The 25,868-nt window shown below is 66.5% G+C and carries 22 protein-coding genes and 1 other RNA gene; 6 read left to right on the top strand and 17 right to left on the bottom strand.

Annotated elements, in window-relative coordinates:
* Positions 1 to 300: 300 nt before the first annotated feature.
* The 8 genes from rnpB to ACH2CY_RS23615 form a co-directional block, all read right to left on the bottom strand.
* Positions 301 to 696: RNase P RNA component class A (gene rnpB / locus ACH2CY_RS23650), an RNA gene on the bottom strand.
* Positions 697 to 706: 10 nt separating this feature from the next.
* Positions 707 to 1,411, bottom strand: coding sequence for an N-acetylmuramoyl-L-alanine amidase (locus ACH2CY_RS23645; protein WP_395022192.1), 705 nt, complete (start codon positions 1,409 to 1,411; stop codon positions 707 to 709).
* Between the two features lie 3 nt (positions 1,412 to 1,414).
* Complete coding sequence (locus ACH2CY_RS23640) at positions 1,415 to 2,296, bottom strand: DMT family transporter (protein WP_395022191.1); 882 nt, start codon at positions 2,294 to 2,296, stop codon at positions 1,415 to 1,417.
* Positions 2,293 to 3,399, bottom strand: coding sequence for a mandelate racemase/muconate lactonizing enzyme family protein (locus ACH2CY_RS23635; protein WP_395022190.1), 1,107 nt, complete (start codon positions 3,397 to 3,399; stop codon positions 2,293 to 2,295). The genes ACH2CY_RS23640 and ACH2CY_RS23635 overlap by 4 nt, the downstream gene beginning before the upstream one ends.
* Before the next feature lie 25 nt (positions 3,400 to 3,424).
* On the bottom strand, positions 3,425 to 4,309 hold the full coding sequence (locus tag ACH2CY_RS23630) for a DMT family transporter (protein WP_395022188.1): 885 nt from the start codon (positions 4,307 to 4,309) through the stop codon (positions 3,425 to 3,427).
* Positions 4,306 to 6,123: an ABC-F family ATP-binding cassette domain-containing protein gene (locus tag ACH2CY_RS23625; RefSeq protein ID WP_395022187.1), complete on the bottom strand. Its 1,818-nt coding sequence runs from the start codon at positions 6,121 to 6,123 to the stop codon at positions 4,306 to 4,308. Before ACH2CY_RS23625 ends, ACH2CY_RS23630 begins: the two co-directional genes overlap by 4 nt.
* Before the next feature lie 197 nt (positions 6,124 to 6,320).
* On the bottom strand, positions 6,321 to 7,076 hold the full coding sequence (locus ACH2CY_RS23620; protein ID WP_395022186.1) for a TerB family tellurite resistance protein: 756 nt from the start codon (positions 7,074 to 7,076) through the stop codon (positions 6,321 to 6,323).
* 77 nt (positions 7,077 to 7,153) lie between these two features.
* The gene (locus ACH2CY_RS23615) at positions 7,154 to 7,837 is read right to left on the bottom strand and encodes an IclR family transcriptional regulator (RefSeq protein WP_395022185.1); all 684 of its coding nucleotides are present in this window, start codon (positions 7,835 to 7,837) and stop codon (positions 7,154 to 7,156) included.
* 105 nt (positions 7,838 to 7,942) lie between these two features.
* Here ACH2CY_RS23615 and ACH2CY_RS23610 point away from each other — a divergent pair, with 105 nt between their 5' ends.
* The 4 genes from ACH2CY_RS23610 to mgrA are packed head-to-tail and all read left to right on the top strand — an operon-like array spanning position 7,943 to position 15,206.
* Positions 7,943 to 9,094, top strand: coding sequence for a M24 family metallopeptidase (locus ACH2CY_RS23610; protein ID WP_395022183.1), 1,152 nt, complete (start codon positions 7,943 to 7,945; stop codon positions 9,092 to 9,094).
* The gene (locus tag ACH2CY_RS23605) at positions 9,094 to 12,708 is read left to right on the top strand and encodes a hydantoinase B/oxoprolinase family protein (RefSeq protein ID WP_395022182.1); all 3,615 of its coding nucleotides are present in this window, start codon (positions 9,094 to 9,096) and stop codon (positions 12,706 to 12,708) included. Before ACH2CY_RS23610 ends, ACH2CY_RS23605 begins: the two co-directional genes overlap by 1 nt.
* A 10-nt stretch (positions 12,709 to 12,718) precedes the next feature.
* Complete coding sequence (locus tag ACH2CY_RS23600; RefSeq protein WP_395022181.1) at positions 12,719 to 14,113, top strand: FAD-binding oxidoreductase; 1,395 nt, start codon at positions 12,719 to 12,721, stop codon at positions 14,111 to 14,113.
* Between the two features lie 46 nt (positions 14,114 to 14,159).
* Positions 14,160 to 15,206 (top strand): L-glyceraldehyde 3-phosphate reductase, encoded by a 1,047-nt coding sequence (gene mgrA / locus ACH2CY_RS23595; protein WP_395022179.1) that lies wholly within the window; start codon positions 14,160 to 14,162, stop codon positions 15,204 to 15,206.
* A 70-nt stretch (positions 15,207 to 15,276) separates the two neighbouring features.
* On the opposite strand, the gene ACH2CY_RS23590 is transcribed toward mgrA, so the two are convergent.
* From ACH2CY_RS23590 to ACH2CY_RS23575, 4 genes are all read right to left on the bottom strand, one after another.
* Positions 15,277 to 15,636 (bottom strand): hypothetical protein, encoded by a 360-nt coding sequence (locus ACH2CY_RS23590; RefSeq protein WP_395022178.1) that lies wholly within the window; start codon positions 15,634 to 15,636, stop codon positions 15,277 to 15,279.
* 174 nt (positions 15,637 to 15,810) lie between these two features.
* Positions 15,811 to 17,055 carry an MFS transporter gene (locus ACH2CY_RS23585; protein WP_395022176.1) on the bottom strand — a complete coding sequence of 415 codons (1,245 nt, stop codon included), beginning with the start codon at positions 17,053 to 17,055 and terminating at the stop codon, positions 15,811 to 15,813.
* Between the two features lie 10 nt (positions 17,056 to 17,065).
* Positions 17,066 to 17,938, bottom strand: coding sequence for a pirin family protein (locus ACH2CY_RS23580; protein ID WP_395022174.1), 873 nt, complete (start codon positions 17,936 to 17,938; stop codon positions 17,066 to 17,068).
* Positions 17,938 to 19,965, bottom strand: a complete 2,028-nt coding sequence (locus ACH2CY_RS23575) for an aminopeptidase P family protein (protein ID WP_395022173.1) — start codon at positions 19,963 to 19,965, stop codon at positions 17,938 to 17,940. Before ACH2CY_RS23575 ends, ACH2CY_RS23580 begins: the two co-directional genes overlap by 1 nt.
* Before the next feature lie 201 nt (positions 19,966 to 20,166).
* Between ACH2CY_RS23575 and ACH2CY_RS23570 the strand changes: the two genes are divergently transcribed.
* Positions 20,167 to 20,445, top strand: coding sequence for a DUF1127 domain-containing protein (locus ACH2CY_RS23570; protein ID WP_395022171.1), 279 nt, complete (start codon positions 20,167 to 20,169; stop codon positions 20,443 to 20,445).
* Between the two features lie 600 nt (positions 20,446 to 21,045).
* Positions 21,046 to 21,663 (top strand): DUF1127 domain-containing protein, encoded by a 618-nt coding sequence (locus ACH2CY_RS23565; RefSeq protein ID WP_395022169.1) that lies wholly within the window; start codon positions 21,046 to 21,048, stop codon positions 21,661 to 21,663.
* Positions 21,664 to 21,737: 74 nt separating this feature from the next.
* On the opposite strand, the gene ACH2CY_RS23560 is transcribed toward ACH2CY_RS23565, so the two are convergent.
* From ACH2CY_RS23560 to ACH2CY_RS23540, 5 genes are read right to left on the bottom strand one after another with little or no spacing between them, the layout of a single operon-like run.
* Positions 21,738 to 22,259: a 2'-5' RNA ligase family protein gene (locus ACH2CY_RS23560; protein WP_395022167.1), complete on the bottom strand. Its 522-nt coding sequence runs from the start codon at positions 22,257 to 22,259 to the stop codon at positions 21,738 to 21,740.
* Positions 22,259 to 23,131, bottom strand: coding sequence for a 50S ribosomal protein L11 methyltransferase (locus ACH2CY_RS23555; RefSeq protein ID WP_395022166.1), 873 nt, complete (start codon positions 23,129 to 23,131; stop codon positions 22,259 to 22,261). The genes ACH2CY_RS23560 and ACH2CY_RS23555 overlap by 1 nt, the downstream gene beginning before the upstream one ends.
* A 3-nt stretch (positions 23,132 to 23,134) precedes the next feature.
* Positions 23,135 to 24,412 (bottom strand): ArgE/DapE family deacylase, encoded by a 1,278-nt coding sequence (locus ACH2CY_RS23550; protein ID WP_395022165.1) that lies wholly within the window; start codon positions 24,410 to 24,412, stop codon positions 23,135 to 23,137.
* 8 nt (positions 24,413 to 24,420) lie between these two features.
* The gene (locus ACH2CY_RS23545; RefSeq protein ID WP_395022163.1) at positions 24,421 to 25,038 is read right to left on the bottom strand and encodes a 2-hydroxychromene-2-carboxylate isomerase; all 618 of its coding nucleotides are present in this window, start codon (positions 25,036 to 25,038) and stop codon (positions 24,421 to 24,423) included.
* A complete protein-coding gene (locus tag ACH2CY_RS23540; protein WP_395022162.1) occupies positions 25,032 to 25,712 on the bottom strand; it encodes an SDR family oxidoreductase in 681 nt (226 codons plus the stop codon). The genes ACH2CY_RS23545 and ACH2CY_RS23540 overlap by 7 nt, the downstream gene beginning before the upstream one ends.
* Between the last annotated feature and the right edge of the window lie 156 nt (positions 25,713 to 25,868).

The raw sequence follows: 25,868 nt of genomic DNA, 5'->3' as shown, positions 1-25,868 counted from the left end.
TGATGGCCGGCGCCGCCATCGAAATGCCTTGGGATCCAGACCCGACCCGCCCGTCGGACCTGGGAATAGCAGGTAGGGTGATGGGATATCATGGGATCATATGGGCGTCAATGGGAATTGGCCGTAACTCTATGGAAAATCTTGGGTTTTTCCGATTTTTGCGCATTGCAGCGCAAACGAGAGTCAACGGAATCAATTGCTTACAAAGCGTCCTTAAACTAGAATTGGATCAAGGCCTTGAATCTCGGCGGTTCAAGGGTTTGGGATGTTCCCCGTAGGTTCCGCTTCGGCGCGGAGAGAAGCGCCAGATGACCTGTAAGCCGGGTTCTGTCCGGGGCCTTGCGGCCCCTGGATGGCCATTCCTCTGGGACGATCGTTGCCGACCGCCTCACGCGACCTACCCGAGGATATGGCGCGGAAGCCGCCCGAGCCGAGTTGCCCCGGCTCCATCCTCCTATGCAGTCTTGCTCCCGGCGGGGTTTGCCGTGCCGCGTCCGTTGCCGGCCGCGCGGTGCGCTCTTACCGCACCGTTTCACCCTTGCCGATGAACGGGGCGAACCCGTGTGACCGGCGGTCTCTTCTCTGTGGCACTTTCCCTGGGCTCGCGCCCGCCGGCCGTTAACCGGCGCCGTTCTTCCATGGAGCCCGGACTTTCCTCCCTCCCATTGCTGAGAGAGCGACCATCCGGTCATCTGGCGGCGTTGAGTTAGGCCCCCGCCGCGGCCAAGTCAATCAATCCGTTCAGCACCGCCTTGAGCTCGGGATCCGGCAGCGAGGACAATCGCGCCGGACGGAAGTGGCGCGAGAAGGCCATCACCGCTGCATGGCGCACCTTGGCGGCCTCGGCACCCTTCGGTCCCTCGAGATCATAGCCATAGGCGCCGAGCTTCAGCAGAAACTCCGCGTCGCTCCAGCCGCAGGGCTTCGGCTCGGGCCAGAGCCCCACCCCGTTCTCGGCGAGATAGTGCCAGTCGAACAGCTCGCCGGGATCCTCCTTGCGGAGCGGCGCCACGTCGGAATGGCCGAGCACGCGCGCCGGCGCGATGCCGTGGCGCGCGACGATGTCCTTGGCAAGGTCGAGCACCGCTTCCATCTGCCGCATCGGAAAGGCGCGGTAGCCGAACTCGTGCCCGGGATTGACGATCTCGATCCCGATCGAATGCGCGTTGATGTCCTTGGTCCCGCCCCAGTAGGCCGCCCCGGCATGCCAGGCGCGGAACTCCTCCTCGACCAGCCGATAGGTCGTGCCGTCCTCATCGACGACGTAGTGCGCGCTGACCTTGGCGCCGGGATCGCAGAGCCGGTCGAGCGCCGCCTGCGCGCTCTGCATGCCGGTGTAATGCAGCAGCAGGATGTCGATCGGCGCGTTGCGGTGGTTGTAGTTGGGCGACGGCAGCTCGACGATGCTCATGGGCTAGATACCGGTCTTGGTCGAAGGGGCAATCACGGCCGGGCGGCGGATGATGATGATCGCGACGCCGATCAGGATGCCGATGCCGCCGATCACCATCGGCAAGGTGATCACCTCGTTGCGGAACACCACGCCGGAAGCGGCGCCGATCAAAGGCTGCAGCAGCATGAAGGGCATCACCAGGTTGACCGGATAGCGCCGCATCAGATTGTACCAGATCCAGTAGCTGAAGGCGGCCACGATCACCGCCTGATAGGCCAGCGCGAAGGCGCCGCCCCAGCCGATCTGAGCCAGGGTCGGCCAATGGTCTCCCTCCACCGCGTAGGAAACCACCAGCAATTGCGGCGCGGCCAGGATCGCGATCCAGCCGTTCAGCTGCACGGCATCGATCTCGTCGCCCAGGGCCTTCACCTGCATGTTGGCGATCGACCAGACCAGCGCGGCTGCGATCACCGAGGCCAAAGGCCAGGGATGGGCGAGGAATTGCGGCTGCCCCGCGATCGTCACGATGCCGGCGAAGGCGATCACCATGCCGGTGATGCGCCGCCAGTGCAGCGTCTCCTTGAAGAAGATCGCCGCCAGGATCGCGGCAAACGGCACCTGCAGCTGCACCGCGATCGCCGTGGTCGCGGCGTCGAGATAATGCATGCCGGTGTAGATCAAGGTGAAATGCATCACGCCGAGCGTGAAGGAGAGCGGGATCACCCGCTTCAGATGCGCCCGCGGCAGGCCGGAGAAGGGCACCAGGATGAGCGCCGCGAGGCTGAACCTCAGTGCGACGAAGAACAGCGGCGGCATATGGTCGAGGCCGAGCTTCACCACGACGAAGTTGACGCCCCAGATCGCCTGGATGAGCAGCATCCAACCGAGGTCGCGGAGCTTCACGGCGCCGTCTCGAAGATCGGCTTGCCGAGCTCGGCCTCGCGCACGGCGATGCCGAGGCCCGGGCCGGCCGGCGGGTAGAGGATTCCGTCCCTGACCGGGGGAATGCCGTCGCCGTGTCCCAGCGAAACCCAGTTGTGAAAATCGACCGTATGGGTGCGGAGATGTTCCGGCGTGGAGAGCGAGAGATGGGTCATCGCCGCCGTGTCGATCTCGGCGCCGCCGGTATCCTCGACCGTTACCTGCAGCCGCGCGGCGACCGCGACGTCGCGAATCAGCCGCGCCTTGCCGATCCCACCGACCCGCGAGATCTTCACCGTGACGCCGTCGGCGACGCCATCATGGATCGCGTTCAGCAGCGCCTCCAGCGCGGTGATGGATTCGTCGAGCACCATCGGCTGGCGGCACTGGGCCCGGAGCGCGCGGCATTCGGCATAGGAAGCGCAGGGCTGCTCCAAGGTGAAATCGGCATTGCCGACGCCCAAGAGGAAGCGACGCGCCTGCTGCAAGGTCCAGCCGCCGTTGGCGTCGCAGAACAGCACGACGTCGCCCGGCACCACCGCACGCACCGCCTCGAAACGCGCGACATCGACCGCGGGATCGCCGCCCACTTTCACCTGCAGCCGGCGATAGCCTTCCTTGAGATACTTCTGCGCCCGCTTCGCCATCGCTTCCGGGGCTTCCTGGGAGATCGAGCGATAGAGCGTGATGCCCTCGCCGAAGCGCCCGCCCAGGGTCTCGCAGAGCGGCTGCCCTGCGGCGCGCCCCTTCAAATCCCAGCAGGCCATGTCGAGCGCGGCCTTCACATAAGGCTGGCCCATCATGTGGAGATCCATGAGATCGGCGATGCGCGCGCTCTGGGTCGGGTCCTGGCCGATGAGGATCGGCGCCAGTTCCTCGATGCCCGCGCGCGCCCCGGCGCTGAACGCCTCGGAATAGAAGCTGCCCAAGGGTGCCATCTCGCCCCAGCCGGTCAGGCCCTGGTCGGTGTCGATCGCCACGATCGCGGAATCGAAGCCCAAGGCAGTGCGGTTGCCGGAACAGGTATAGGGCCCGTCGCGGAACGGCTGGAACTGGCGATAGAGGCGGATGCGGGTGATCTTCATGGCCTCGGCCTGGCGGTTGAGGGGATCATGCCCCGGGACCCACCGGTTGCTCAACCGATTGCGGGCGGCGGATGACGATGATCGCGAGGCCGGAAACGGTCACCAGGGCGCCCAGCACCATCTGCCAGTCCCAGGGCTCGTCCAGCAGGAAGACCGCGGTCAGCGCGCCGAACACCGGCTCCAGCAAGGTGAAGGGCATGACCTGGGTCACCGGGTAGCGCCGCATCATCGCGAACCAGAGGCCATAGCAGAGCGCCGTGGTCACGACGACCTGATAGGCCATGGCAAACCAGGCGGCGGATGTCGCGTTGCGCAGGGTCTCGACCTGGCCCTGCTCGGTCAGCGCCGACAAGACCAGCATCATCGGCGCCGCCAGCAGGGCCGGCCAGGCATTGAGCTGCCAGCCGCCGATATCCCCGGCCAGCCGCTTGATCTGCATATTGGCGGCGACCCAGGAAACCGAGGCCGCGAGGATCAGCGCCACCGCAGCCCAGCCGCCCTGGAAGGCCGGCCGGCCGACCAGCAGCGCGATGCCGAGGATCGACAAGGCCATGCCGGACCAGCGCCGCCAGCCGATGCGATCGCCGAAGAAGACGGCGGCGCTGAGTGCCGCGAGCGGCACCTGGATCTGGATGACGATCGACGAGGTTGCCGCGTCGGAGATCGCGATCCCGGTGAACAAGGTCCCGAAGTGGATGACCCCCAGCAGCAAGGCGAGCAGCAGCAGGCCGGGCAGTTGCGAGCGCTTCGGCAAGCCGACGAAGGGGATCAGCAGCAACCCGACCGCACCCAGCCGCAAGGCCACGAAGAAGAAGGGCGGCCAGGTGTCGAGGCCGAGCTTCAAGACGGCGAAGTTGGCGCCCCAGAGCACCTGGGCGAAGGCGAGCGCCAGGAAATGCTGCGGCTTCAAAACGATTGCTGAAGCTGCGCCTGCTTCTCCTCAAGCTCCAGCCAGCGCAGCTCCGCAGCTTCCAGCGCCTGCTTCTTGGCCGAGAGCAGATCGCTCGCCTTGTTGAATTTGTCGACGTCGCGGGCATAGAAATCGGGATCGTGCAGCGCGCCTTCGATGGTGGCGATGTCCTTTTCCAGCGCCGCGATCTTCGCCGGCAAATCGGAGAGTTCCTTCGTCTCCTTGCCGCTCAGCTTCGGCTCGACCCGCGCCGGACGCGCTTCCGGTGCGGCACGCGGCACCGCCTTCGCCTCGGCTTTCTGCGGCACCGGGCGCTGCACCAGGTAATCGCTGTAGCCGCCGGGATATTCGGCCACCCTGCCCTCGCCTTCGACCGCGATCACGCTGGTGGTCAGCCGGTCGAGGAAGTCGCGGTCATGGCTGACGATCAGCACGGTGCCGTCATATTCCCCCAGCACTTCCTGCAGCAGGTCCAGCGTATCCATGTCGAGATCGTTGGTCGGCTCGTCGAGGACCACGAGGTTCGACGGCTGGGCGAACAGCTTGGCCAGCAGCAGCCGCGCGCGTTCGCCGCCGGAGAGGGCGCGGACCGGCATCACCGCCTGCTTCTCGTCGAACAGGAAGTCGCGCAGATAGCCGACAACATGCTTCTGCCGGCCATTGACCATGATGGAATCGCCGCCGCCGGGCGCCAAGGTCTGCCACAAGGTCGCTTCGAGGTCGAAACCCTCGCGGCGCTGGTCGAGGCTGATCGGCTTCAAGCCGATGCCGAGCCGGAGCTTCCCCGAATCCGGCGCGATCTCGCCGGTCAGGATCTTCAAGAGCGTGGTCTTGCCGGCGCCGTTGGGCCCGATCAAGCCGACCCGGTCGCCGCGCAGAATCCGGGTCGAGAAATTCTTCACGATCGGAAGGATGCTGCCGTCCGGCCGGGTGTAGGACTTGGAGATGTCCTTGGCCTCGATCACCAGACGCCCACCGGACTCCGCCTCGCCCAGCTCCAGCTTGGCGACACCTTGCGCCTTCAGGCTGGTGCGGCGCTGCTCGCGCAAGGCAAACAGGTTGCGCCGCCGGCCTTCGTTGCGCGAGCGCCGCGCCGTCACGCCGCGCTGCAGCCAGTATTCTTCCTGCTCGATCTTCTTCTTCAGGCGATAGGCCTCGGCGGATTCCTGATCGATGATCCGCTGCGACCAGTCCTCGAACTCGGCGAATCCGCCGTCATGCTCGAACATCCGGCCACGGTCGAGCCAGAGCAGGCGTTGGGTCAGCCGGTTCAGGAAGGCACGGTCATGGCTGATCATCAGCACGCCGCCGGAATAGTCGAGCAGTTCCTGCTCCAGCCATTCGATGGTCGGGAGATCGAGATGGTTGGTGGGCTCGTCGAGCAGCATGAGATCGGGCTCGGTCGCCAGCACCCGGGCCAGCGCCGCGCGCCGGCCCTCGCCGCCGGAGAGCGTCTGGACATCGCGGGCGCCGTCGAGGCTCAGGTGATCGAGCGCCCGCGCCACGCGGTAGTCATGCTCATCCGCGCCGAGCCCACCCGCGACATAGGAGGAAACACTGCCACCCGAGGCGAAGCTGGGGTTCTGCGGCAGATAGCCGATCTTCAATCCCGGCTGCACGAAGCGCTCGCCGGCATCGAGATCCATCTCGCCGGCCAGCGCGCGCAGGATGGTGGACTTGCCGCTGCCGTTGGCGCCGACCAGGCAGACGCGCTCGGCCTTGCCGAGGCCGAGCGAGATTCCGGAGAAGAGCGGCTTGCCGCCGAACGTGACGGCGGCGTCGCGGAGTGCGAGTTGGGGCGGTGAGGCTGGCATGAAGTGCTTTCTAGATCGAACGGACGGACTCTTCGCTCGTCATCCTCCTCCGTCCGCGTAGGCGGACATTCGTCCGCTGGGGCGGAGGATCCACGAGTTTGCATCCGTCGCTCGATAGAAACTCGTGGATGGTCCGCCTACGCGGACCATGACGATTGGTGCAAAATGGCGATCGCATCGAGAGAACGAGAACCAACTCAATTTATCCCGCGTTCCTTGGCGACCTTGTCATAGGCGGCATTGATGGTGGCGACTTTCTGGTTCGCCAGCATCACGAATTCCTCCGGCAGGCCCTGGGCGATCAGCCGGTCGGGATGGTTGTCGCGCACCAGCTTGCGCCAGGCGGCGCGGATCTCATCGTTGCTCATGGCGCGGGTGACGCCGAGGATGGTGTAGGGGTCGGCCTTGTCCGGCCCGACATTGGCCTCGCGGATCCGCGCGAAGTCGGCCTCGCTGAAGCCGAACAGGGTCGCGACCTGCTTCAGATACTCGATCTCGGAGTCATGAATCCTGCCGTCGGCCCGGGCGATGTGAAAGAGACCGTCGAGCAGCTCTTCCAGCACCGGGCTGTCCTTGCGGAACATCTTGGCGATCTGCCGGGCATAGGGCTCGAAGCCGCGCGCGTCGCGCTTCGCCAGGTCGAAGATCCGGGCGACATTGGCCGTCTCGCTCTGCGGCACCTGGAAGACTTCCTTGAAGGCGGCGACCTCCGAACGGTCGACCTGGCCGTCCACCTTGGCCATCTTGGCGCCCAGCGCGATCACGGCGATGGTGAAGGCGATCTGCCGGGTCCCGGAACGGTCATCGCCGTCGGGTCCCTCGAGCGCCGGCGCCCCCTCGGCCCCGACATATTTGTCGGCCGCATGCCCCGCCAGCGCGCCCAGCAGCGCACCCAGCGGGCCGCCCAGCGCGAAGCCCGCGGCCCCGCCGATGATTTTTCCCCAGATGCTCATGCTGATGCTGCGATCCCGGATCCTCAGCCAACCATAGCGGCAGGCCGCCGGCATTTCCAGCCGCGCTTGCGGCGATTTTACGGCAAGGATGCGGTGATCCGCCGCGCCTCCTGCTTCAGCAGACCGCCCAGCCGCGCCGCCCGCCGCATGCTGAACCGCTGCGACGGCCCGTGGATGCTAAGCGTGGCGAGCATGCGTCCTTGCCCATCCAGGATCGGCACCGCCACGGCGATGACGCCCGGCTGGAACTCGTCCTCCTCGGTCGCATAACCGAGGCGCCGGACCTCGGCGAAGTCGCGGCCCGCCGCCGCGCCACTGAACGCCTGCAAGCACTTGCCCGACGCCGTCCCGCGCATCGGCATGCCGGTGCCTTTGAGCGCCGTGGTCTTCAGAATGACATCGCCCTTCAGGCTCTCCGCCACGACCATGGTCGTCGCCGATGGCACCAGCAGGTTCACCGCCTCTCCGGTCGCCTGGCAGAGGCGGATGATCCCCGGCCGCCCCAATTCCAGGAGATCGACCTGTTTCTCAACGACCCGGCCAAGCTTCAGCAAGCGCGGGCCCAGCCGATACTGCCCGCTCACCGCGATCCTCTCGGCATAGCCCAGCGCGACCAGGCTCTTCAGCAGGGTCGCGACCGTGCTCGGCGCGAGCCGAATAGCCGCCGCGATGTCGCGCAGGCGCCGGCCCGAGCGCGGGCCGCTCGCCAGCACTTCCAGGATTGCGTCCGCCCGCGCCAGGGATTGGATCCGAACCTTCATCGCGCCAGCATAGCCATTCGACATTGTCGAACAAAGCGCCGATTGGCTTTGCCGGCTTCGCCCGCAGCCCGCAATCTCCCGGCATTGCATCAGAAGGAGGAGTCGATGCCGCTGCATTTCACCCCCGACGAGTTCGCCGCCCGGCGCGCCGCCTTGCAGCGCTCGCTGCAGCGGGAAGGGCTCGATGGAATCCTCCTGTTCCGGCAGGAGAGCATGTATTACCTGACCGGCTACGACACCTTCGGCTACGTCTTCTTCCAATGCCTCTATTTCGGCGCCGACGGCGATCTCTTTTTGCTGACGCGTCGGCCCGACTTGCTGCAAGCGCAGCTGACCTCGGATATCCAGGAGATCCATATCTGGGTCGATGCCGACGGCGCCAATCCCGCGGGCGACCTCATGCGGTTGCTCGAAGCCCGCAAGCTCAAGGGGAAGAAGCTCGGCGTCGAATACGACGCCTATGGCCTCACCGCGCAGAACGGACTGCGCCTCAACGCGACGCTCGAAGGCTTCTGCACGCTCACGGATGCCTCGATGCTGGTGACCCGGCTGCGGCTTATCAAGAGCCCGGCCGAGCTCGCCTATGTGCGCCGCGCCGCCGAGCTCGCCGACGATGCGCTGGACGAAGCGCATCGGCTCGCCAAGCCAGGCGCCGACGAGGGCGAGATCCTGGCGGCGATGCAGGGCGCGGTGTTCAAGGGCGGCGGCGACTATCCCGGGAACGAGTTCATCATCGGCTCCGGCCCGCAGGCCCTGCTGGTGCGCTACGCCGCCGGCCGCCGTAAGCTGGATGCGCAGGACCAGCTGACGCTGGAGTTCGCTGGCGTCTACCGCCACTATCATGCCTGCCTGATGCGCACGATCGTCATCGGCAAGCTGCACGAGCGCCAACGTGCCATGCACAAGGCGGCGACCGGCGCGATGCAGGCCTGCATCGAAACGATCCGCCCGGGGGTCACCTTCGGTGCCGTCTTTGCCGCACACGCCAGGGCGATGGACGATGCCGGCTTCGCTGCGGCACGGCTCAATGCCTGCGGCTACAGCCTTGGGACCACCTTCTCGCCCAATTGGATGGACTGGCCGATGCTCTACCGCGACAATCCGGTGGAACTGCGGCCGGGAATCGTCCTCTTTCTCCATATGATCCTGGTGGACGGCGCGACAAAGCTCGCTATGAATCCAGGCCAGACGGTCGTCGTGACCGAGACCGGCTGCGACGTCCTCTCTCGGCACAAGCTCGACCTGATGGTACGGTAATGGCAAACGGCTTCTGGCAGTTCTGGATCGACCGCGGCGGCACCTTCACCGATGTGGTCGCCAAGCGGCCCGACGGCGGCCTGATCACGCATAAGCTGCTCTCGGAGAATCCCGGCCGCTACAAGGATGCCGCCATGGCCGGCATCCGCGCGATCCTCGGCCTCTCCGCCAACGAACCGCTGCCGGCGAGCGTGGCGGTGATCAAGATGGGGACCACCGTCGCCACCAACGCGCTCCTGGAGCGCAAGGGCGAACGCACCCTGCTGGTCACCACCAAGGGCTTCAAGGACGCGCTCCGCATCGCCTACCAGAACCGGCCGAAGATCTTCGCCCGAAGGATCGAGCTGCCCGAGCTGCTGCACTCGGAAGTGATCGAAGTCGCCGAACGGGTCGGCGCGCAGGGTGACATTCTCACCCCGCTCGACGAAATCGCCGCCCGCGCCGAGATGCACAAGGCCTTCGCCGCCGGCTTCCGCTCAGTCGCGATCCTCCTGATGCACGGCTACCGCTTCAGCGACCACGAGAAGCGCCTTGCCGCCATCGCCAAGGAGATCGGCTTCCCGCAGATCTCGGTCAGCCATGATGTGTCGCCGCTGATGAAGCTGGTCTCCCGCGGCGACACCACGGTGGTCGATGCCTATCTCTCGCCGATCCTGCGCCGCTATGTGAACCAGGTCGCGAGCGAGATCGGCAACCAGACGACGCGGCTCATGTTCATGCAGTCGAACGGCGGCCTGACCGACGCCGCCACCTTCCAGGGCAAGGACAGCATCCTTTCCGGCCCGGCCGGCGGCATCGTCGGCGCGGTCGAGACCGCGCGGCAAGCCGACTTCGAGCGCATCATCGGCTTCGACATGGGCGGTACCTCGACCGATGTCTCGCATTACAACGGCCAGTTCGAGCGCTCCTACGAAGCGCAGGTCGCCGGTGTCCGGATGCGGGCGCCGATGATGCAGATCCACACCGTGGCCGCGGGTGGCGGCTCGATCCTGCATTTCGACGGTTCGCGCTTCCGGGTCGGCCCGGATTCCGCCGGCGCCGATCCCGGCCCCGCCGCCTATCGCCGCAACGGCCCGCTCACCGTCACCGATTGCAACGTGATGCTGGGGCGGCTCAACCCCGACTTCTTCCCGAAGGTGTTCGGCCCCAGCGGCGACCAGCCGATCGACCGCGCCGTCGTCGCGGACAAGTTCGCCGCCCTCGCCGCCGAGATCTCCAGGGCGACTGGCGAGAGCCGCTCGCCGGAAGCGGTTGCCGAAGGATTTCTCATGATCGCCGTCGCCAACATGGCGAATGCGATCAAGGAAATCTCGATCCAGCGCGGCTATGACGTCACGCAATACACCCTCGCCTGCTTCGGCGGCGCTGGCGGCCAGGCGGCCTGCCGGGTCGCCGATGCGCTCGGCATGACCCGGATCTTCCTGCATCCCTTCGCCGGCGTGCTCTCGGCCTATGGCATGGGCCTGGCCGACATCCGCGCCATCCGTCACAAGACCGTCGAGGCGAAGTTCGAGAAGCTCCTGATGTCGCGCCTGCAAACCGACGTCGCCGAGCTCACCTTCGCCGCCAAGGCCGAGATCGCCGCGCAGGGCATTCCGGAGGACGCCATCACCATCCTGCCGCAGGTTCACCTGAAATATGCCGGCACGGACGCGCCGCTGATCGCCAGCTTCGGCAGCCTCGCCGACATTCAGGCAAGCTTCGAGACCGCGCATCGGCAGCGCTACGGCTTCATCGTGCCGGAGAAGCCGCTGATCGTGGATTCGATCTCGGTCGAGGCGATCGGCCGCTCCGAGCGGGTCGATGATCCGATCCTCGCCGTCGGCGAAAAGGACGCATCATCCCTCGCCGCCGTTCCCTTCACCGCCGAGGGCCAGCAGTATCAGGCACCGGTTTTCGACCGCGCGCAGCTCCGCCCCGGCCAGACCGTGGAAGGCCCGGCGATCATCCTCGACCCGACCTCGACCACCATCGTCGAGCCGGGCTGGCGCGCCATCGCCAATGATCGCGGCCACCTGATCCTCGACCGCATCGTCGCCGTGCTCCGCAACGCCGCGATCGGCACCGCGGTCGATCCGGTGATGCTGGAGATCTTCAACAACCTCTTCATGTCGATCGCCGAGCAGATGGGCTCGACCCTGGAAAAGACCAGCCATTCGGTGAACATCAAGGAGCGGCTCGACTTCTCCTGCGCCCTGTTCGACCAGCAGGGTCGCCTCATTGCCAACGCACCGCATATGCCGGTGCATCTGGGCTCGATGGGCGAGAGCGTCGAGACCGTGATCGCCGCCAATCCCGACATGAAACCCGGCGATGTCTATGTGCTGAACGCGCCCTATAACGGCGGCACGCATCTCCCGGACATCACTGTTGTGACGCCGGTCTTCGACCCCGATGGCGCCACTGGGGCCGGTGCCGACATCCTGTTCTACGTCGCTTCCCGCGGCCATCACGCCGATATCGGCGGCATCACCCCGGGCTCGATGCCACCCGACAGCCATTCGGTCGAGGAGGAAGGCGTCCTCATCGACAACGTGAAGATGGTGGATCAGGGCACGTTCCGCGAGAAGGCGATGCGCGAACTGCTCAGCTCCGGCAAATACCCGGCGCGCAATCCCGACCAGAATATCGCCGATCTCGCCGCCCAGGTCGCCGCCAATGAGAAAGGCGTGCAGGAGCTGCGCCGGATGGTGAAGGATTTCGGCCTCGACGTGGTCCATGCCTATATGAACCACGTCCGCGCCAATGCCGCCGAGCAGGTGCGGCGAGTCATCGACCGGCTGAAGGACGGCGCCTTCACCTATGAGATGGACGACGGCGCCAAGATCGCCGCTTCCGTTACGGTCGACCGCAAGGCGCGCCGGGCCAAGGTCGATTTCACCGGCACCAGCCCGCAGCTCGCCAACAACTTCAACGCCCCTTCCGCCGTCGCCAAGGCCGCGGTCCTTTACGTCTTCCGCACCCTGATCGACGACGAGATTCCGATGAATGCCGGCTGCCTGGAGCCGCTGGACATCGTCATTCCCGAAGGCTCGATGCTGAAGCCGAAATACCCGGCGGCGGTGGTCAGCGGCAATGTCGAGACCTCGCAATGCATCACCGATGCGCTCTACGGGGCGATGGGCGTCATGGCGGCGGCCCAGGGCACGATGAATAACTTCACCTTCGGCAACGACCGCTACCAATATTATGAGACCGTCTCCGGCGGCTCCGGGGCCGGGCCGGATTTCGACGGCACCGACGCGGTGCAGACCCACATGACCAACTCCCGCCTGACCGATCCGGAAGTACTGGAATGGCGCTTCCCCGTCCTGCTGGAAGAGTTCCGCATCCGCAAGGACAGCGGCGGCAAGGGCCGGCACCGGGGCGGCGACGGCGTGATCCGCCGGGTCCGCTTCCTGGAGGCGATGACCGCCGCCATTCTGTCCGGCCACCGGGTCATTCCGCCCTACGGCATGGCGGGCGGCCGCGATGGCGCGCTGGGGCGAAATTCGGTTGAACGCAAGGACGGTTCGGTGGTCACATTGGGCGGCACCGACAAGGCGGAGATGCGCCCCGGCGACGTCTTCGTGATCGAAACACCCGGCGGCGGCGGCTACGGCGCCCCCGAATAAGGAACGACCGATGCTTGCCAACCGGCGCACCAAGGACACCGACGGCCTCGTCGCGGAACTGACGGCACTGCTCGGCGCCGACCGGGTCAGCACCAATGCCGGAATCCTCGAGCGCCATGGCCGCGACGAATCCTACCACCCTTCCTTTGCGCCGGACGTGGTCGCCTTCGCCAAGTCGACCGAGGACGTGGTGGCGATCGTCAAGCTCGCCGCCCAGCACGACGCGCCGATCATCCCCTTCGGCGTCGGCACCTCGCTGGAAGGCCATGTCGCGGCGCTCGAAGGCGGCGTCTCGATCGACCTCTCGGGAATGGACCAGGTGCTGGAGGTCAATGCCGAGGATCTCGACGTCAAGGTCCAGGCCGGGGTGAAGCGCAAGGCGCTCAACGCCTATCTCCGCGATACCGGCCTCTTCTTCCCGATCGATCCCGGCGCCGATGCCACCTTGGGCGGCATGGCGGCGACGCGGGCCAGCGGCACCAACGCGGTGCGCTACGGCACCATGCGGGAGAACGTGCTGGGCCTGACCGTGGTGCTGGCCGACGGCCGCGTGATCCGCACCGGCGGCCGGTCGCGGAAATCCGCCGCGGGCTACGATCTCACCCGGCTCTTCGTCGGCTCGGAAGGCACGCTCGGCATCATCACCGAGGTCAGGCTGCGCCTCTACGGCGTGCCGGAGACCATGGCGGCCGCCGTCGCGCTCTTCCCCAGCATCGGCGATGCGGTCAACACCGTGATCCGCACCATCCAGTCCGGCATCCCGGTCGCGCGCATCGAGCTGGTCGATGAAGTGCAGATGGATGCGCTGATCCGCTACGCCAAGCTCGACTACCCGAAACAGCCGGCTTTGTTCTTCGAGTTCCACGGCACCGAGGCCGGGGTGAAGGAACAGGCGGAGATGGTGGCGGCGCTGGGCGAGGAGTTCGGGATCGGCGGCTTCCGCTGGACCCAGAAGGCCGAGGAGCGCAGCAAGCTCTGGGAGGCGCGGCACAACGTGCTCTATTCCTGCCTGGCTTTGCGCGCCGGCGCCAAGGCGCTGGCCACCGATGCCTGCGTGCCGATCTCGCGCCTCGCCGACTGCATCCTCGAGACCCGCAAGGATATCGATGCGCACGGGTTGCTGGCGCCGATCGTCGGCCATGTCGGCGACGGAAATTTCCATGTCACCGTGGTGCTCGATCCCGACGATCCCAAGGAAATGAAGACCGTCGAAGCCTTCGTCGAGCGCCTCGCGTTGCGCGCCATCGCCATGGGCGGCACCTGCACCGGCGAGCACGGGATCGGCTACGGCAAGATCCCCTTCCTCCAGGCCGAGCATGGCGAAGGCGTCGCCGTGATGCGCCAGCTGAAACAAGCGCTCGACCCCGAGAACCGGATGAATCCCGGCAAGATCTTCGCGGCGTAGCCGACCGCTTTCACATCACCGCAATTCCACCACCGGAGGATTCTCCATGTCCGTCGCGCCCTACGCCGCCGATCGCTATTCCCGCATGCAATACCGCTTCTGCGGCAAGAGCGGCCTGCAGCTGCCGCTGCTCTCGCTCGGCCTCTGGCACAACTTCGGAGACAGCGCGCCTTATGAGAACCAGCGCGCGATCGTTCGCGCCGCCTTCGATCTCGGCATCACGCATTTCGACCTGGCCAACAACTACGGCCCGCCGGCCGGCAGCGCCGAGAGCAATTTCGGCCGGATGCTGCGCGGGGACCTGAAGGCCTATCGCGACGAATTGATCATCTCGTCCAAGGCCGGCTGGGATATGTGGCCCGGCCCCTATGGCCAGGGCGGCGGCTCGCGGAAATATGTGCTGGCCAGCCTGGACCAGAGCCTGAAGCGGCTCGGCCTCGACTATATCGACATCTTCTATTCACACCGTTTCGATCCCGACACGCCGCTGGAGGAAACGATGGGCGCCCTCGCGACCGCCGTCAGCCAAGGCAAGGCGCTTTACGTCGGCATCTCCAGCTATTCCCCGAACAAGACCCGCGAGGCGGCCCAGCTGCTGCAGGCCATGGGCGTACGGCCGCTGATCCACCAGCCCTCCTACAACATGCTCAACCGCTGGATCGAAGGCGGGCTGCTGGACGCGCTGGCCGAGAACGGCATGGGCTGCATCCCGTTCTCGCCGTTGGCCCAGGGCCTGCTCTCCGAGAAATACCTGAACGGCATTCCGGCCAATGCCCGCGTCAATCGCCCGGGCGGCGGTTCCCTGAAACAGGCGCATCTCTCGCCGGAGAACATCGCCCGCGCCAAAGCCTTGAACGAGATCGCCAAGAAACGCGGGCAGAGCCTGACGCAGATGGCGATCGCCTGGGTGCTGCGCGACCCGCGCGTCACCACCGCGCTGATCGGCGCCAGCTCGCCCGAGCAGGTGCGCGAGAACGTCGGCGCGCTGGCCAAGCTTTCCTTCAGCAAGGAAGAACTGGCCGAGATCGACCGGCATGCGGTCGAGAGCGGCATCAATCTCTGGGAGAAGCCGAGCACCGACCAGCGGCCCTGAGGTTGCAGGGCGCGGTTTCGGCAAAGAAAATCCCCCGCGCCGAAACGCGGGGGATTTCAGCGAGACTCCGTTAGTTGGTGTTGTCGGAATCAGCGCCGGTGCCATTGCCGCCGCCCCCGGCATCACTGCCGCCCGGCGTGTTGGTGGCCGGGTTGCCGGCCGGGTTTACGGTGCCGGCCGGAGCCGCGGAGTCCGGCGAGCCCGGCTGCGCGTTGCCCGTGCCATCCGGATCCGGGACCACGTTGCCGGTATCCGGCAGCTGGCGGGATTCATTCATCTGATGGGTGCAATCCATCCTGGAGGCGGAGTCCGAGATCGCCGAGCAGTCGGTACCTTCCGGATAGGTGGTCGCCTGCGCCCAGGCCGGCGAGGAGGCCGCCGCGGCCAGCAGGCCGGCGGCAACGGAGCCAAGAAGAGTCGTGCGTTTCATGCTTCTCTCCACTTCGTGTTGGAAACTCTTTCGCTGGCGGACCGAGTCCCGCGCCGTCTTTGCGGGCGGCACTTTCGAATGTCCGTCATATCAAGCCAACCGCGGCTCCAAGCGGCGGTTCCTTCGCAGCGGTGCGCGAATTTCCCGGGGCTTTTTGGGTGCAATCGCAGCGCGCTATGCGCCGGAATGCTCGCCGGCCTTGACGTCGCTCAGCCGGTCAACCTTGCGCAAAGCCGGGAACAGCCACATCCAGAGCCCGACCACGCCGAGCGTGCCCAGGCCACCGATCACCACCGCGGGCACCACGCCGAAGAGATGCGCGGCGCCGCCGGATTCGAACTCGCCGAGCTCGTTGGAGGCGCCGACGAAGAGCATGCCGACTGCGCTCACCCGGCCGCGCATCGCGTCGGGGGTCGCCGCCTGGATCAGGGTCGAGCGCACGAAGACGCTCACCATGTCGGAAGCGCCCAGCACCACCAGCGCAACCAGCGATACGACGAAATTGGTGGAGAGGCCGAACACCACGGTGGCGGCGCCGAACAACGCGACGCAGCCGAACATCCAGGCGCCGGTCTTCCGGTCGAGCGGACGGTAGCCGAGCCAGAGCCCGGTCACCGCGGCACCCACCGCCGGCGCGGTCCTGAGCAAGCCGTTGCCGAAGGCGCCGATGTCGAGGATGTCCTTGGCATAGACCGGCAGCAAAGCCGTGGCGCCGCCCAGCAGCACGGCGAAGAGGTCGAGCGAGATCGCCCCGAGGATGATCGGGTGCGCCTTCACATAATGGATGCCGGCGACGGCGCGCTCGAAGGCGGTGGTGTTCCGGATGTCGCGCGGCGCCATCGAGACGCGGATCGACCAGAACAGGCCCGCGACCGCGAGCGCCAGCACGAAGCAGATGGTGTAGGCGGCTTCCGGCCCGAGCAGATAGAGGGCGCCGCCCAAGGCCGGGCCGACGATGGTCGCGGTCTGGAATGCCGAGGAGCTCCAGGCGATCGCCTTGGAGAGATGCGCCGGCGGCACCAGCAGGGGCACCAGCGACTGGCTGGCCGGTGCCGAGAGCGTGCGCACCACGCCGAACAGCGCCAGGACCAGGTAGAAGGCCCAGAGCGCATGCACCTCGAAGACCGTGAGAAGGAAGAAGCAGGCCGCGACCGCGGCTTCCAGGAGGCAGCTCACCATCAGGATGGTGCGCCGGTTGAAGCGGTCGGCGAGATCGCCGGCCGGCAGGATCAGGGCCAGCATCGGCAGGAACTGGGCCAGGCCGACGAAGCCGAGCTGCAGGGGATCGGAGGTGAGCTCGTAGACCTGGTAGCCGACCGCCACCGACTGGATCTGGATGGCCGCCGTCACCAGCAGCCGCGCCAGCAGGAACAGCCGGTAGTCGCGATACTTCATCACGGAATGCGCGACTGTGGTCATGACGCCGAGGTCACTCCGGCAACGGAATGAACTCCGTCTCGCCCGGCACCTGGCCGAAGCGGCCCGCTTTCCAGTCCGCTTTCGCCTGTTCGAGCCGCTCCGGCGACGAGGAGACGAAGTTCCACCACATCTGCCGCGGCCCGTCCAAGCGCTCGCCGCCGAGCAGCATCAGCCGCGCATCCTCCAGCGCCTCGATCGTCACCGGCATGCCGGCGCGCAGCACCAGCATGCTGCCGGGCTCGACGCTGCGGCCGGCGACGCTGATGCGGCCGGCGACCGGCTGGATCGCGCGCTCCTCGTGCTCGAGCGGCACCTCGATTTTCGCCCCCGCCTTCAGCACGACATCGCAATAGAGCGTCGCAGAGAAGGTCGCGACCGGCGCGCGCGCTCCGAAGGCGGTGCCGGCGATGATCCGCACGGTCTTGCCGTCGTCTTCGATCACCGGCAGGCTCGCGACCGGGTGATGGAAGAAGGCCGGGTCCGTCTCCTCATGCGCCTTCGGCAGGGCGACCCAGGATTGGATGCCGAAGACCGGCCCGCCGCTGGCCCGCGCCTCCGGCGGGGTGCGCTCCGAATGCGCGATGCCGGAACCCGCGGTCATCCAGTTGACGTCGCCCGGCCGGATCACTTGCACCGAGCCCAGGGTGTCCTGGTGCAGGATCTCGCCCTGGAAGAGATAAGTGACGGTGGCGAGGCCGATATGCGGATGCGGCCGCACATCCATGCCGTGGCCGGGCGGGATCGTGGTCGGTCCCATCTGGTCGAAGAACACGAAGGGCCCGACCGCGCGGCGCTGCGCCACGGGGAGCAGGCGCCGCACCTCGAAGCCCCCGATGTCGCGCGGCCGCGGCGCGACGACGAGGTCGACCGGATCTTCGGCCATCAGATCGGCCGGGTGGCTTCGGCGAGCCAAGCCTTGGTGGCGTCGTCCAGGTTCGGCGAGAGCGTCTCCCTGACCCGCCTGTGATAGGCGTTGAGCCAGGCGACTTCATCCGCAGTGAGCAAAGTGCGATCGACCAGGTTGATGTCGATCGGCGCCAGGGTGATGGTCTCGAACTGCAGCATGTTCGGCTGGCCTTCGACGGGCTGCACCACGATCAGGTTCTCGATCCGGATGCCGTATTCGCCGGTCTTATAATAGCCGGGCTCGTTGGAGATGATCATGCCGGGCTCGAGCGCAACGCGGTTCGGCGCCTTGGAGATGCGGTGCGGGCCTTCATGCACCGAGAGATAGCTGCCGACGCCATGACCCGTCCCGTGGTCGTAGTCGAGCCCCACTTCCCAGAGCGGTCGGCGCGCCAGAACGTCGAGGCTGCTGCCCGTGGTGCCCTTGGGGAACTTCACGGTGGCGAGCGCGATATGGCCCTTCAGCACCCGGGTGAAACGGTCCTTCATCTCCGCGGTCGGCGTGCCGACGGCGACGGTGCGGGTGATGTCGGTGGTGCCGTCGAGATACTGGCCGCCGGAGTCGATCAGGTAGATCGAGTTCAGCTCGACCTTGCGGCTGCTTTTCTCCGAGACCTTGTAATGCACCACGGCGCCGTTCGGCCCGGCACCGGAAATCGAATCGAAGCTGAAGTCGCGGAACAGCTCATTCTTGCGCCGGAACTCGGCGAGCTTCTCCGCCGCGCCGATCTCGGTCAGGCCGCCCTTCGGCGCCTCGCCGGCGAACCAGGAGAGGAAGCGCGAGACCGCGGCGCCGTCGCGGCGGTGCGCGGTGCGGGTGCCCTCGATCTCGACCGCGTTCTTCTTCGCTTTCGGGAGCGCGCAGGGATCGTCGCCGACCCGGATGGTGGCGCCACTCTTCTGCAGCCGGTCGCGGATCCACACGCCCGCGGTCATCGCGTCGAGGCCGACCTGCGCCTTGGCCTGGCCCAGGGTCTCGAGCGCCTGCGAGAAGGCTTCGCGCGGCTGCACCGAGACCTCGTTGCCGAGATGGCTCAGCACCGATGGCGTGAACTTCCGGGGATCCATGAAGACGTCGACATGGCCGTCCTTGTGCAGCAGGCCGAAGCCCAGCGCGAAGGGCGTGCGCGGCACGTCGCCGCCGCGGATGTTCAGCAGCCAGGCCAGCGAATCCGGCGCGGTGATCACGGCGGCATCGAGACCGTCGGCGGACAGTGCTGCGCCCATTGCGCGGCGCTTCTCCTCCGCGCTCTGCCCGGCGAAGCGCAGGTCCTGCACGGTCACCGGCGCAATCGGGGCGGGCGGCTGATCGGTCCAGACGGCGTCGAGCGGGTTGGTCTCGACCGCGACCAGCTCGCCGCCGGCCTTGGCGGCGCCGTCGGCGAAGCGCCGGGCCTGATCGACGGTGAACAGCCAGGGATCGATGCCGAGCCGGCCGCCCTTGCCCAGATGCGCTTCGATCCAGCGCTCGGCCGGATCGTTGACCAGATGCTGGATCTCGAAGATCCCGGTATCGACCTCGTCCCTGACCTGGAGCGTGTAGCGGCCATCGACGAAGATCGCGGCGCGGTCGAGCAGCACGATGGCGAGACCGGCGGAACCGGTGAAGCCGCTGATCCAGCCCAGGCGCTCGGCGCGCTTCGGGACATATTCGCCCTGGTGCTCATCGCCGCGGCCGATCACGAAGCCGGTCAGGTTCTGGCGCTTGAGCTCGGCCCGCAAAGCGGCGATCCGCTCCGCCGTGGTCTGCGGTGAGGGTGCGCCGCCGGGCTTGAAGCCGGCACGGAAGGCCAGCAGCTGCGCCTTCACCGCATCGGTCGGCTCCGGCGTCACCAGATGGATCCAGTCATCGGCGCGGTCGCCGGCTGGGGCGGCGGCGACGCCGGGAATCATTGCCTTCAGGCCTTCAAGATCGGTGAAGGCGCGCTGCTGTTTCAGGAGCCCGGCGAGCTTAGCGTCGCCCTGATACGCCTCGGTCTTCCGGCCGTCCTGCATGCCCGACATCGAGCCTTCCTTCATCTGAAATGCGCTGGGTCCCCGGTTCTACGACCTGCCCAGGAATTAGGCTACCGTGCTGCCTCTTCGCGCATGCAGCAAAGTCAATGCTGCGATGCAACAAAATCCTTAACAGCGGCGTCCCACTGCACTTAATCTTATCGATAGGCGATGGCAATAGCGTCCTCGCCCGCTTGGAAAGACAAGAAAATGCAGACGAATCAGACGGCCGCCTTCTCCCGCACCCGGGCCGCTTTCGCCAACTCCGCGCGCAGCTTTCAGACGCGCCAGCAGGTCGTCCGCGAGCTCGCGCTGCTCAGCGACCGCGCCCTCGCCGATCTCGGCCTCTATCGCAGCGACATCCGCGGCTTCGCCCGTGATGCCAGCCGCATTCCGGGCGCTGAGAGCCTGATTTCCGCCGTTCTGGGCGATCTCCGGGGCCTTCTGCGCTTCCACGGCACCGCCAGCGCCGCCGGCCGCCCGATCTAGTACCCGGCCCGGCATCGCCGCCGACCAACCTTTACGGCCTGGTCCGTTTGACGGCCCCCACAATCGCCGGTCAAGTGATTGCGGGGCCTCGATAAATTCCCTCGGCTGCAGCCTGACGCAGTGCTTGCCCACGTAAAGGCCCTGTAAAGGTTCGCCGCGGCCGAGGTCGCTTGACCAGGATACTATTGTATCTGTTTTGTTCGGGAATGTCGATCCTGCCGCGACCGGGCGTCGCGGGTGATGGTTACAGCCATGTTAATGCCGTTAACATCTCAAAGCCGCCGTTTTCGAGCCTGTCGGCCGCCGGAATTTTCCTGAGCTATTTTAGATAGTTAGAAAATCTCGCCGGTCCAATTGTGACCGAGCCATGTCCTACGTGATTAACGTCACATTTCCGCATGCGCCGGGCTCATTGCTGCAATGCGGTATACCCCCTGCCTGAGCGCCTTGGGGATTCGTATATATCCAGCGTCCGCGGGATGGCCCTCGGACGGGGAAATCCCACCAGGACGCCCCCAAGGGAATTTGCTTTTGACGCTTTCGTCGAGAGATATCGGATCGGTGAGAACCATGAATCGGATGATCAATGAAAATGAGAAGGTGGCCGTTGCTGTCGCCCGTGAGACCGGCTTCGCCGCGCTGAACCGTTTCGGCGCCGTGCTGGTCAACTCCGTGCGCAGCCATTTCAAGCGCACCGCCATCGAGCGCGAGCTTGCGCGCCTCGACAACCGGATGCTCGGCGACCTCGGCCTGACCCGCAGCGAGATCGGTTTCGTCGCCCAGCAGGCGGTTGCCGTGCCGGGTGAAGGCACCCTGTTCCAGGAGTTCAGCCGCCTGGTGTTCAACCTGCTCGTGCGCCCCGCCGTCGAGTGGAGCCGCCGCCGCGAGATCTATGACCAGCTGATGGCCATGGACGACCGCATGCTGGCCGACATCGGCATGACCCGTTACGACGCCGCCGAATACGTGCGCCGCCTCGGCCGCGAGGTCCAGGAGCCGCTGCCGGAAGTCCTGGCCGCGATGGAGCAGGACGTCACCGCCCCGATCCGCGCCTGGAACCGCGCCCGCCTGACCGCCCGCCAGCTCGACCAGCTGAGCGATCGCCAGCTGGTGGATATCGGCGTGGTCCGCGGCGACATCACCGAGCTCGCGCAGGAAGTGGCCCGCAAGGCGGTTGCCAATTTCAACGTGCAGCCGGAAACCCCGAAGGCCGCGTAAGCGTTATACCTGCGTAACTCTTCATCGAGTTCCCTCCCTGACTGCGCCGGCCCTTTCGGGCCGGCGCTTTCTTTTCAGGCGGCACCCAACGGCAGAGTCGTGCGGTTGCGGGCTTCCTTGCCGTCGAACAGCACCACTTCCAGCGCGGCGATCCGGGTCTCGATGGCGACGCCTGCGGCGTTGCAGTCACGCGCCACCGCGTCCGCCAGGACCCGCTCCTGGAAGCGCCCGAGCGTCAGGTGGGCGTCGAAGGCGACATCCGGCGCGCCCTGCAGCGGCCCGGCGTTCAGCCGCCGGTGCAGCTCGATGAGGATCGGCGGGATCTGCTTGGGCATCAGGAACAAATACCAGGCGGAATTCTCGTAATCCCGCGCCACCGTGGCCAGGGTGAAGCGCAGCGAGACGGCCGCGAAGGCCCCGGCATGGATCCGCGCCCAGCGCAAGGCCTCGCTCTCCAGCCCGTCATCGACGCCGTAGACCAGGGTCACATGTGGCGGCACCACGGCGGCGTTGGGATCGTAGCTCTTGCGCAGCAAGGCCACCCGTTCGGCATCGGCCGGCTGCAAGCTGAGCGGCGCGATGACGAAGACCGGCATTACTTCCTGGCCCGTTTGAGGACCAGCACCGACCACTGGCCGAGCCGCAGGCGGAAGTCGAGCTCCAATCCGACGGCGCGATGGGCCGCCAGCACGTCCTTCGCCTGGTCGTTCATCAGCCCGGACAGCACCGCCCGGCCGTTGCGCGCCAGATTGCGCGCGAGATCCGGCGCCAGCATGATCAGCGGGTTGGCCAGGATGTTCGCGGTGATGAGATCATAGGGCGCATGGTCGCGGATGAGCTTCGCCTTGTAGCCGTCCGACGAGACGATGCGGACATGCTTCTTCAGTCCGTTGATCGCCGCATTCTCCTTGGCGACCCGCACCGCGTCCTTGTCGTTGTCGCCGGCGATCACCGGCTGCCCCCAGAGATGCCAGGCCGCGAAGGCCAGGATGCCGGTGCCGGTGCCGACGTCGAGGATCCGCTTCGCCTTTAGCGTCTTTCTGAGGCGCAGCAGCGCCTTGAGACACCCCATCGTGGTCTCGTGCCGGCCGGTGCCGAAGGCCATGCCGGCATCGATCTCCAGCCCGATCCCGTTCTTCGGGCGCTTGTCACGGTCATGCTCGCCGTGGATGAAGAACGGGCCGGCCTTCAGCGGCGGCAGGCCCTTGCGGCTCTCCAGCACCCAGTTCTTCTGCGGCACCTTGTCGATGACCGCCACAATGCCGAAGGGCTTCAGCGCCGCGCGCACTTCCGCCGCGCGGGGCCTGGCTTCGGCGATGGTCTCCATGCGCCAGCCCTTGCCCTCCTCGAAGCTGGACAGCGCCGTGCCCAATTCCTCCATCACGGATTCGATCTGCAGCCGCCGCGCGTCGTCGGGTTTGAGTGCAAAGTCGATCCGGATCGACCAGAGTTCTTTGGTTTCCAGCATGGTCTAGGCCGCGCGCTTCTCGAGGCCGCACCATTCCGCCATGAATAGCGCCATGCTGCGCGTCACCTTGCGCACCGAGTCCAGGTTCACCCGCTCGTCGAAACCGTGATAATCCTCCGCCGACGGCCCGTAGACCAAAGCCGGGATGCCGGCATAGAGGCCGAAGAAGCGGGCATCGGTGGTGGCGGTGATCGCATGGGTCCCGAGCGTCTCACCGAAGGCGAGCTTGTGGGTCTGTTCCAGCACCGCGCGCGGCGCTTCGGCGCCTTCGAGGATATAGGGCTCGGCCTGGAAGCCGTGATAGACGACCTCCGGCGGATTATTGGCGAGGAAGCCGTCGTTGCGGGCCGCCTCGCGCACCGTTGCCTCGACCGCCTTGCGCACCGATTCCAGCGACTGCCCCGGATAGAAGGAGATCCGCATGTCGAAGGTGCACCAGGCGGGGACGGACGAGGTCCAGTCGCCGCCTTCGATCCGCGACAGCACGAAGTTGACCGGATGCGGATGATCGCCCCAGAGTTCATGCCGGTTGGCATTCCATTCGGCTTCCAGCTTGTGCAGGGCCGCGACGATCGGGAAGCAGCTCTCGATCGCGTTGACGCCGCGGCCCGCATGGCCGACATGGGTCGGACGGCCGCGCACCTTCACCTGGAACCACATGACGCCCAGCTGAGCGATGTCGAGCTCGGTTTCCGACGGTTCAGGAATGAGTGCTGCATCGGCGCGATAGCCGCGCTGCAGGCAGGCGAGCGCGCCGTTGCCGGTACATTCTTCCTCGATGACCGACTGCAGGTAGACATCCGCCGCCGGTCGGTAGCCGAGCTTATCCAAGGCGTCGAAGGCGCAGAGACCGGCGATCAGCCCGGCCTTCATGTCGCCGGAGCCGCGGCCATAGAGCCAGCCGTTCTCAACCCGCGGCGCGAAGGGCGGGCTGGTCCAGAGATCGAGCGGCCCGGTTGGCACCACGTCGATATGCCCGTTGATGATCAGCGAGCGACCTTTGGCCTGCTTGGGCCGGTGCACGCCGACGACGTTGAAGGCGTTCTCGTACGAAACCGCGACCGGCGAGAAGCCCGGCAGGTGCTCGATATCCGCGACTTCGATCTTCCAGCGATCGACCGGCAGGCCGCGGCGGCGATATTGATCGGCCATGAAGTCCTGCGCCGTCGCTTCCTGCCCGCGCAGCGAGGGGAAGGCGGTCAGGTCCGCGGTGAGCTTCACCTGGTTGTCGAAACCGGCATCCACTGCCGCAATGATGTCTTTCGAAAGAGTCGCGTCCATATCCTGTCTCACCAACCGCCTGTCTTCAGCCATTCCCGCACGTCGTCGAGCCGATCATTGCCCCAGAACGGCTCGCCGTCGATGATGAAGAAGGGCGAGCCGAAGATGCCGCGGGCGATCGCCTGCTCGGTCTCGGCCCGCAGCCGCTCCTTGGCCACCGGGTCTTCGATCGCCGCCAGCACCGCATCGCGGTCGAGCCCGATCTCCGCCGCGACGTCGGCCACCACCTCGCGCGGGGTGATGTTGCGGGCCTGGGCGAAGGCGGCGCGGTAGAGCGCCTTGGCGAGATCGCGCGCCTTGGCCGGGTCCTGGGCGTCGAGCCAGTAGAAGGCGCGGCCCGCCGCCTGGGTCGCCATCGGAAATCCTTCCGGGAGGATGATCGGCACCTTCATCCGCCGCGCGGTGCGCTCCATGTCGCGCAGGTGATAGGGCCCGCGCATCGGCTGCGAGACCAGCGGGCTCTGGCCGCTGCTCTTGAAGGCGACGCCGAGCAGGTAGGGTCGCCAGGTCACCGTGCGATCGAACTCCGCGGCGATGTCATCGATCCGATAGGCGGCGAGATAGCCGTAGGGTGAGGAGAAATCGAAGTAAAATTCGACCCCCTTGGTTGATTCCTGGGCTACCACGGCAAGGTTTCCCCGCTGTAATTGAAGAAGGTGCCGCTGATCCCGACATTGAGCTTGTCGATCACCTTGCGGATGCCGGCAGCGCTCTGCTTCACGTCGAGCGGCGCGCCGGCGCCGCCCATGTCGGTCCTGACCCAGCCGGGCGAGATCACCGCGACCGAGATGCCGCGGGAGCGGAGCTCGTTGGCGGCGGTCACCATCACCATGTTGAGCGCCGCCTTGGAGCTGCGGTAGGCATAGGCGCCGGTGCTGGCATGGCTGCCCATCGAGCCCATGCCGCTGGTGATCGAGGCCACCTTCTTCTGTGGCGAGGCCGCGACCTGCTCGACCAGCGCCTCGGTCAGCTTCAGCGGCGCGATGCTGTTCACATGCAGGGTCTGCAGCCAGGACTTCGTATCGGTGTCGCCGAAGGACTCATAGCCGGTCAGCATGCCGGCATTGTTCAGCAGCACGTCGATCGCCGTACCCTTCAGTGCCTTGGCCAGGACCGCGATCTGCTTCTCGTCGGTGACTTCCAGCGCCTCGATGCGGATGTCGCCCTTGAGCGCCTTCAGGCCGTCGGCCTGCTTCGGGTCGCGCGCCGTCGCGATCACCGACCAGCCGTCGCCGGCATATTGCTTGGCGAGCTCGAGGCCGATGCCGCGGTTGGCGCCGGTGATGAGGACGGTCGGCATGATCAACTCCTCTTGGAGGGGTTCTTTGTGCGGCACCCCCTCCCCCACCCTCCCCCGAAGACGGGGGAGGGAGCAGGAAGAGCGCCTCCCCAGAAGATGAGGGAGGGAGATGGAGGCACCGTATAAAGCCCTCCCCCAACTTTGGGGGAGGGTTGG

It is taken from the genome of Dongia sp., assembly GCF_041905885.1.
GTDB lineage: Bacteria > Pseudomonadota > Alphaproteobacteria > Dongiales > Dongiaceae > Dongia.
This window is presented reverse-complemented; position numbering and strand designations above follow the sequence as displayed.

Coding starts and splice junctions, on each gene's coding strand:
- ACH2CY_RS23550 (WP_395022165.1), bottom strand. CDS start 24,412: ATGGACGCGACTCTTTCGAAAGACATCATTGCGGCAGTGGATGCCGGT.
- ACH2CY_RS23585 (WP_395022176.1), bottom strand. CDS start 17,055: ATGACCACAGTCGCGCATTCCGTGATGAAGTATCGCGACTACCGGCTG.
- ACH2CY_RS23600 (WP_395022181.1), top strand. CDS start 12,719: ATGCTTGCCAACCGGCGCACCAAGGACACCGACGGCCTCGTCGCGGAA.
- ACH2CY_RS23610 (WP_395022183.1), top strand. CDS start 7,943: ATGCCGCTGCATTTCACCCCCGACGAGTTCGCCGCCCGGCGCGCCGCC.
- ACH2CY_RS23575 (WP_395022173.1), bottom strand. CDS start 19,965: ATGTCGGGCATGCAGGACGGCCGGAAGACCGAGGCGTATCAGGGCGAC.
- ACH2CY_RS23570 (WP_395022171.1), top strand. CDS start 20,167: ATGCAGACGAATCAGACGGCCGCCTTCTCCCGCACCCGGGCCGCTTTC.
- ACH2CY_RS23555 (WP_395022166.1), bottom strand. CDS start 23,131: ATGCTGGAAACCAAAGAACTCTGGTCGATCCGGATCGACTTTGCACTC.
- ACH2CY_RS23605 (WP_395022182.1), top strand. CDS start 9,094: ATGGCAAACGGCTTCTGGCAGTTCTGGATCGACCGCGGCGGCACCTTC.
- ACH2CY_RS23645 (WP_395022192.1), bottom strand. CDS start 1,411: ATGAGCATCGTCGAGCTGCCGTCGCCCAACTACAACCACCGCAACGCG.
- mgrA (WP_395022179.1), top strand. CDS start 14,160: ATGTCCGTCGCGCCCTACGCCGCCGATCGCTATTCCCGCATGCAATAC.
- ACH2CY_RS23580 (WP_395022174.1), bottom strand. CDS start 17,938: ATGGCCGAAGATCCGGTCGACCTCGTCGTCGCGCCGCGGCCGCGCGAC.
- ACH2CY_RS23560 (WP_395022167.1), bottom strand. CDS start 22,259: ATGCCGGTCTTCGTCATCGCGCCGCTCAGCTTGCAGCCGGCCGATGCC.
- ACH2CY_RS23635 (WP_395022190.1), bottom strand. CDS start 3,399: ATGAAGATCACCCGCATCCGCCTCTATCGCCAGTTCCAGCCGTTCCGC.
- ACH2CY_RS23540 (WP_395022162.1), bottom strand. CDS start 25,712: ATGCCGACCGTCCTCATCACCGGCGCCAACCGCGGCATCGGCCTCGAG.
- ACH2CY_RS23620 (WP_395022186.1), bottom strand. CDS start 7,076: ATGAGCATCTGGGGAAAAATCATCGGCGGGGCCGCGGGCTTCGCGCTG.
- ACH2CY_RS23615 (WP_395022185.1), bottom strand. CDS start 7,837: ATGAAGGTTCGGATCCAATCCCTGGCGCGGGCGGACGCAATCCTGGAA.
- ACH2CY_RS23590 (WP_395022178.1), bottom strand. CDS start 15,636: ATGAAACGCACGACTCTTCTTGGCTCCGTTGCCGCCGGCCTGCTGGCC.
- ACH2CY_RS23625 (WP_395022187.1), bottom strand. CDS start 6,123: ATGCCAGCCTCACCGCCCCAACTCGCACTCCGCGACGCCGCCGTCACG.